The organism is Microcystis sp. M083S1, from assembly GCF_020246405.1.
Lineage (GTDB): Bacteria > Cyanobacteriota > Cyanobacteriia > Cyanobacteriales > Microcystaceae > Microcystis > Microcystis aeruginosa_C.
Genome location: NZ_JADBTB010000220.1, coordinates 1 through 6,716, shown reverse-complemented (window position 1 = coordinate 6,716; position 6,716 = coordinate 1). Strand labels below are relative to the sequence as shown.

The following is a 6,716-nucleotide window of genomic DNA, read 5'->3' as shown; positions in this document are numbered from 1 at the left end:
TTCTAGGTTCTGTGTGATAAGTTTAACTTACAATATGATCGATCAATCTTTGTGTCCTTTGTGTCTTTGTGGTTCGTTCCACCCCCTCGCTAGAAGGAATGTATCTTAGAATACATTTTACCCACCAAATCCAAGAGAGCCTGGAAGTTACCCCCCTGACAATTCTCTTAAACTCGGTTTCAGTTCCCATCTGTTGCCCCTAGGCTTTCTGTTCCTGTTTAGATTTATGTAGGGGATCCATATAAATCTCTAAGCGCTTAAATACCACGGAGGAAAGGGTAGTTAAAACCAAATAAACTAAAGCAACAGCGATATAAATCTCGAAAGCTTTATAGGTAGTGGCTACCATTAACTGACCTTGCCGGAATAATTCTTCAAAACCGATTACTGCCGCTAAACTGGTATCTTTAATTAGGGTGATAAATTCATTCCCCAACGGTGGCAACATCCGGCGAAAAGCTTGGGGAAAAATCACCTCGCGCATGGTTTGCACTGGGGACATTCCTAGACTAGAACAAGCTTCCCATTGACCATTATCGATCGATTGAATACCGCCGCGCATAATTTCAGCTAAATAGGCCGCTACATTTAAACTTAGGGCAAATAGGGCCGCCGGTAAACGATCTAAGTCGATATTTAAGCCAATTTCTCGGAACAACCCGGGCAAACCAAAATAGATCAAGAATAATTGCACCAGCATCGGTGTTCCCCGAAAGAAATCCACATAGATGCGGCAAATTATTTTTAACCATTTGTAGGGAGAAATCAGGGCAATAGCCACTAAAGTTCCGCCGATTAACCCGAACAGAAAAGACAGAACCGTTAACAGAATTGTCCAGGGAACCCCTTTAAAAATCAGGTTATAGAATAATTCTCCCCAGTTAAAACTCGATTCCTGTAAATTCTTTAAAGCTGGGGCAACTAAGGGTAATTCTGGCGGTTTTTCTCCAAACCATTGCCGAAAAATAGCATCGTACCGACCACTTTCTATGACTCGACCGAGAGCATCATTAATTAACTGGAGATAGGGGGAATTTTTGGGTAAAGCAATGCCGTAGAATTCTTCCGTTAATAATTCTCCGACTACTTTTACACCTCGTAAACCCGCTTCTTTAATTGCATACAAAGTCACGGGTTTATCGTTAACTACCGCATCAACTCGACCATTAATTAATTCCTGCAAAGCTAAAGCCGCCGAGTCAAATTGACTAACCACTGACCCGGGTATTTTTATCGCTTCTAAGGCTCCCGTCGTGCCAATTTGGACGGCAATTCTTTTGCCTTTTAAGTCTTCAAAATTTTTAATCGTCTTATTATCTTCCCGAACAGCGATCGCTAAACCAGCCCTAAAATAAGGTCGAGAAAAAGAAATCGCTTGAGCGCGTTCGGCGGTGATGGTCATGCCACTAATAGCGGCTTCCACTGTTCTCGCTTGTAGAGCCGGAATAATGCCATCAAAGGGTAAATTTCTAAAGTCAATGTTGAGATCAGCTTCCTCTCCAATCGCTCGCATTAAATCGATATCAAACCCAGTTAATTGTCCCCCTTGTTGAAATTCAAAGGGCGGAAAAGTCGCTTCTGTGGCGACTCGAAAAGGATTAGGAGGAGTCTGGGAAAAAGCGGGAATAACACTTAATCCTAGCGCCAAGACTAATCCTAACAAGGCAAAGATAACTCTCTGTACCGCCCGCCCTCGCCAAAATTTAATCATTTTTTAATTGTTTCTCCTTGATTTTTTTGCTCAATTAAGTTAGTAATTTCGTCCTACTTCCCACCCAAGACAGATGTAGAGAGACTATTTGAGTATTATGATTATTCCTCTTGATAAAATGTCGTCAAGGATACAATCTAGCAGAAACTAATCTGGATACTTTTATACAGAATGTAAAATTTTTTACGAGAGGACATCATGACCACTACCACCCCTGTGATTGTTAGTGAAGGTTTACGCAAAAGTTACGGCTCTTTAGAGGTACTCAAAGGAGTTACAGGCACTCTTTATCAAGGGGACGTGGTATCGGTAATCGGTCCCTCTGGCTGCGGCAAAAGTACCTTTTTACGCTGTCTCAATCGTTTGGAAACAATTAACGGCGGCCGCTTGGAGGTGATGGGAATTGACATCTCTTCCCCGAAGTTAAATCAATCGGTCCTCCGCAAGTTACGCAGCCGGGTAAGTATGGTGTTTCAACACTTTAATCTTTTTCCCCATCTCACCGTTTTACAAAACTTGATGTTGGCCCCCAAGCAAGTGTTACACCACCCGGAAAATGAGGCTAAAGAGACCGCAATTCATTATCTGGAAAAGGTGGGTTTGGCCCCAAAAGCCGATGTTTATCCCGACCAATTATCGGGAGGACAAAAACAACGGGTGGCGATCGCTCGCAGTCTCTGCATGAAACCAGAGGTGATTTTATTTGATGAACCCACTTCGGCCCTGGATCCGGAATTAGTCGGGGAAGTGTTAAACGTTATGCGTCAATTGGCCAATGACGGTATGACTATGGTAGTCGTCACTCACGAAATGCAGTTCGCCAAGGAAGTCTCTAACAAGGTTTTGTTCTTTAATCAAGGTGTCATCGAAGAAGCAGGTGATCCCGACACTTTCTTTAATAATCCCCACAGCGAGCGCTTACAAGCCTTTTTAAGTCGCATCAATAGTAATTAGGGTTTACTGAATTCAGGATTCAGGAGTCAGGAGTCAGGAGTCAGGAGTCAGGTTTTAGGTGTTGGGGGTTGGGGTTTTGGGGTTTTAGTTCAATTTCCTCACTTCCCCACCTCCCCAATTCATAATTCATAATTCATAATTCATAATTCATAATTCCCACTTCCCCACCTCCCCAATTCATAATTCATAATTTATAATTTCCCCTCCCCATCACCCCACTTCTCCACCAATTGTAAAGAAATGTTACAATTATGCCGTTATAACAGCTTACCATCTTGACAGGAGAGAAAGACAGTGGTTATAGTAGAGACACATACCCGGGTAAACCAATTTAGTGATATGCAAGACAAGCAAAAAGTCACACTGTACCTTCCCCCTGGAGTCCATCGTCAACTAAAAATAAGGGCTGCGATCGATGAAGAATCGATGTCAGGTCTGGTGGAAAAAGCGATCGCTTTCTACCTAAAATACCCCGAAAAGGTAGAAGAAATCGAAGCCGCCGCCTATGGCAAAACCTATCAGGTTCATGTCTGTCCCGAGTGTGATGCCGCGTTAGTGATGAAAGAAGATCGGCTAAGGTCGATCAAACGCCAGCCCGCAATAGTGGGCGACGAGTTCCCGATCGAAGTTCCCGAACCCGTTGGCGCCCAAGCAACCGCAGAGGGAGAAGCAGCCTTAGTTCCCTGCTAAACTCTCAGTAGCCGAACAAGGCATCTACAGCCATCAGCCGCCCAAGGTCAAAACCGTTACCACAAATAGGGTCGATGTTATGAAAGAAGAGCTAGAAATTCTCGTCAAGGCTCAGTATCCCCTGATTTACCTCGTCACCTCCGAGGAGGAAAGGGCGGAAGAAGCCATCAGCAAAATAGCCCAACTAAATACACAACATCGACGGGTGTTTGTCTGGACTGTTACCCACGGCATGATCGAACTGGGTCAACCGCGCCAAACCAGTCAACATAATACCGTATCTCCAGAAGCGGCGATCGAATGGGTAGTGCGTCAACGGGAAGCGGGCATCTACATCTTCAAAGACCTGCATCCGTTCATCACTTCCGCTCCGGTCAATCGCTGGTTAAGAGATGCGATCGCCAGCTTTAAAGGAACCGAAAAAATCATTATTTTAATGTCTCCCCTGCAAGAAGTCCCCATAGAACTAGAGAAAGACGTAGTAGTTCTAGATTTTCCCCTGCCGGACATGGGAGAGTTAGATACGGTACTCTCGCAACACCTAGGCAAAAATCAAAATCGTCGTACCACCACAGAGGTCCGGGAAAAACTCCTGAAAGCGGCCTTGGGCTTAACCAAAGATGAAGCCGAAAAAGTTTACCGGAAAGCCTATGTAAAAGCGAACAAACTCACGGAAGACGAGGTAGAAATCGTCCTTTCCGAGAAAAAACAACTGATTCGCCGCAACGGAATTTTAGAATACGTTGAAGAGGACGAGACCATCAATGCCGTCGGCGGTCTGGAAGAATTAAAAAGATGGTTAAAACAGCGCTCAAATGCCTTTACAGAAAGAGCCAGAGGTTACGGACTCCCCCAACCGAAAGGGATGCTAATTTTAGGAGTACCAGGCTGTGGTAAGTCCTTAATCGCTAAAACCACCTCGCGTCTCTGGAGTTTACCGCTCCTGCGCTTAGATATGGGACGGGTTTACGATGGTTCCATGGTGGGACGGTCCGAGGCTAACCTGCGTAATGCCTTAAAAACTGCCGAATCCATCTCTCCGGCCATTCTTTTCATCGATGAATTAGATAAAGCTTTTGCCGGTGGCACGGGATCCGCCGATTCCGATGGGGGAACCTCTAGCCGCATCTTCGGCTCCTTCCTGACTTGGATGCAGGAAAAAACCTCGCCCGTCTTCGTCATGGCCACAGCTAACCGGATTGAACGGCTACCGGGGGAATTTCTCCGTAAGGGGCGCTTCGATGAAATCTTCTTTGTCGATTTGCCCAATTCCGAAGAAAGACAAGATATCTTTAATATTCACCTGACTAAACGACGCTCCGACATTTCTCGCTTCGATTTGGAGCAGTTAGCCAAGGTATCCGATGGGTTTTCCGGTGCGGAAATAGAACAGGCGCTGATTGCCGCCATGTATGAGGCCTTCGCCCAAGATCGCGAATTCACGCAATTGGACATTATTGCGGCGATTAAGGCGACTCTGCCCCTATCTCGCACCATGACCGAACAGGTAACGGCCCTGCGTGATTGGGCCAGACAACGCGCCCGACCTGCTTCGGCCTCCGTCGCTGAGTACCAGCGATTGGAGTTCTAACAGACTTTCGCCCGCTCCCAACGGGATGAAAGGCTAGTTCTCAGGGACTAGCAATGCCTCGCAAAGCCGCTTGGCGGCACTCTTTAACTCTCAATCTGTTGTTGTTGATTCTTATCTACAAAGAGGAAATTCCAATGTCTCATTTCAGCACTCTCCGGACCAAAATCACCGATGCCGAAATCCTCAAAGCTTCTCTCCGCGACCTCGGCATTAGCGTAAAAACCGAAGCTGATGTTCGTGGTTACAACGGTCAACGGGTTCGCTCCGACATCGTTGCTGTTCTCGATGGCGAATATGATCTCGGTTGGTCCCGCAACACCGACGGCAGTTTCGATTTAATCGCTGACCTCTGGGGTGTAGCCAAAAAACACAATCAAACCGAATTGATCAACTCGATCAACCAAAAATACGCTGTGAACAAAACCCTATCCGAAGTGAAACAGCGCGGTCTGCAAAACGCTAACGTTAAGCTAGTCGTTCAAAGCTAAGATTTACAGCGCGTTCCCAAGCCTAGGGGTTGACCAGTTCGGTTAACCCTTTTTTCTGTCTGTGGGGTATGTTAAGAATAGTAAAATTAACTTGACAAAAATGCTCCGACCCGAAGAAAGAACTAAACTCGATCCGACCAAAGACAGCGATTTTTATGCTTTTCCCCGCTTCGTCACCCACGTGGATGAGGGTTTTATCGATCGATTAACCGCTCTCTACCGAGAGATATTATCGCCGAATACGCGCATTTTAGACCTGATGAGCAGCTGGGTGTCCCATTTACCGGAGGAGATGGAATTTGAGCATATCGAAGGTCACGGGATGAATGGGGAGGAGTTAGCCAAAAATCCCCGCTTGCATAGTTATTTTGTCCAGGACCTCAATGCACAGCCAAAATTGCCCCTAGGGGATAGTTCTTTTGATGCGGTGTTAATCACGGTGTCGGTGCAGTATTTGCAGTATCCAGAGGCGATTTTTGCGGAACTGTATCGCATTTTAAAGCCTAATGGTCTGGTGGTGGTCAGTTTTTCCAATCGGATGTTTTACCAAAAAGCGATCGCTGCTTGGCGCGATAATAGCGATTTAGGCCGGGTAGCGTTAGTGAAATCCTATTTTAAATCGGTGGCGGGATTTAGGGAAGTACAGGCGATCGTTCGTCCTGCTACTACCCCCAGTTTCCTACAAATGTTAGGAATTATGGTTGCTGATCCCTTCTATGCAGTGATAGGAAAAAAAGAATCCTCTCTAGGATTATAGTCATCGTTAAGTAGGTTGACTATCTAAATTGCTCGTTAAGACTGTCTATGGGAAGGGAGCCTGGAGAGAGGAATTCTAAGCATTTGTAGTAATATTTCTAATATGCAGTTTAGATGCAGTACAGCTTAGAACCTTGCCAGGAGACAAATGGGAGAGGAGAAGCAATTTCATCCCAAAATAGTTGTGCTAGAATGGCGAAAAATTCTCGCAATTGATAATTATGTTAGCCGAATTAGCCGCCGCCGAAATCGCTAAAATCGCCTTTGAAGCTGTTATCGGTAAATTAACGGAAGGAGCCATGGATAAAGGTGTAGAATTGTGGCAAAAAATTAAGCAAAAGTTACAAAAGGAACCCACCGCAGCCAAGGTTTTAGCGGCAGCAGAACAAACCAAATCCGAGGCGATGATTGAACAGCAAGTGGTTCCTTTTTTACAGGTAGAAATGCTCAAAGACACCAATTTTGCCCAAGAAATCCAAACCCTAGCACAACAAATTAAACAAGTTATCAACAGTGGCAATCAAGA

At 45.4% G+C, this 6,716-nt stretch carries 7 protein-coding genes; 6 read left to right on the top strand and 1 reads right to left on the bottom strand.

Annotated elements, in window-relative coordinates; genetic code table 11:
• Nucleotides 1-199: 199 nt before the first annotated feature.
• Nucleotides 200-1,711, bottom strand: a complete 1,512-nt coding sequence (locus IM450_RS20110; protein WP_287670771.1) for an ABC transporter permease subunit — start codon at nucleotides 1,709-1,711, stop codon at nucleotides 200-202.
• A gap of 198 nt (nucleotides 1,712-1,909) precedes the next feature.
• On the opposite strand from IM450_RS20110, the gene IM450_RS20105 reads away from it, so the two are divergent.
• From IM450_RS20105 to IM450_RS20080, 6 genes are all read left to right on the top strand, one after another.
• Nucleotides 1,910-2,665: an amino acid ABC transporter ATP-binding protein gene (locus IM450_RS20105; protein ID WP_287670769.1), complete on the top strand. Its 756-nt coding sequence runs from the start codon at nucleotides 1,910-1,912 to the stop codon at nucleotides 2,663-2,665.
• A gap of 339 nt (nucleotides 2,666-3,004) precedes the next feature.
• Complete coding sequence (locus IM450_RS20100; RefSeq protein ID WP_043997780.1) at nucleotides 3,005-3,355, top strand: hypothetical protein; 351 nt, start codon at nucleotides 3,005-3,007, stop codon at nucleotides 3,353-3,355.
• A gap of 79 nt (nucleotides 3,356-3,434) precedes the next feature.
• The gene (gene ycf46, locus IM450_RS20095) at nucleotides 3,435-4,946 is read left to right on the top strand and encodes a stress-responsive protein Ycf46 (protein WP_287670766.1); all 1,512 of its coding nucleotides are present in this window, start codon (nucleotides 3,435-3,437) and stop codon (nucleotides 4,944-4,946) included.
• A 134-nt stretch (nucleotides 4,947-5,080) separates the two neighbouring features.
• Nucleotides 5,081-5,434 (top strand): DUF1257 domain-containing protein, encoded by a 354-nt coding sequence (locus IM450_RS20090; protein WP_002731874.1) that lies wholly within the window; start codon nucleotides 5,081-5,083, stop codon nucleotides 5,432-5,434.
• Nucleotides 5,435-5,534: 100 nt separating this feature from the next.
• On the top strand, nucleotides 5,535-6,191 hold the full coding sequence (locus tag IM450_RS20085; protein ID WP_002756909.1) for a class I SAM-dependent methyltransferase: 657 nt from the start codon (nucleotides 5,535-5,537) through the stop codon (nucleotides 6,189-6,191).
• A 220-nt stretch (nucleotides 6,192-6,411) separates the two neighbouring features.
• The coding region (locus IM450_RS20080) for a hypothetical protein (protein WP_287720670.1) at nucleotides 6,412-6,716 on the top strand (305 nt) is incomplete at its 3' end.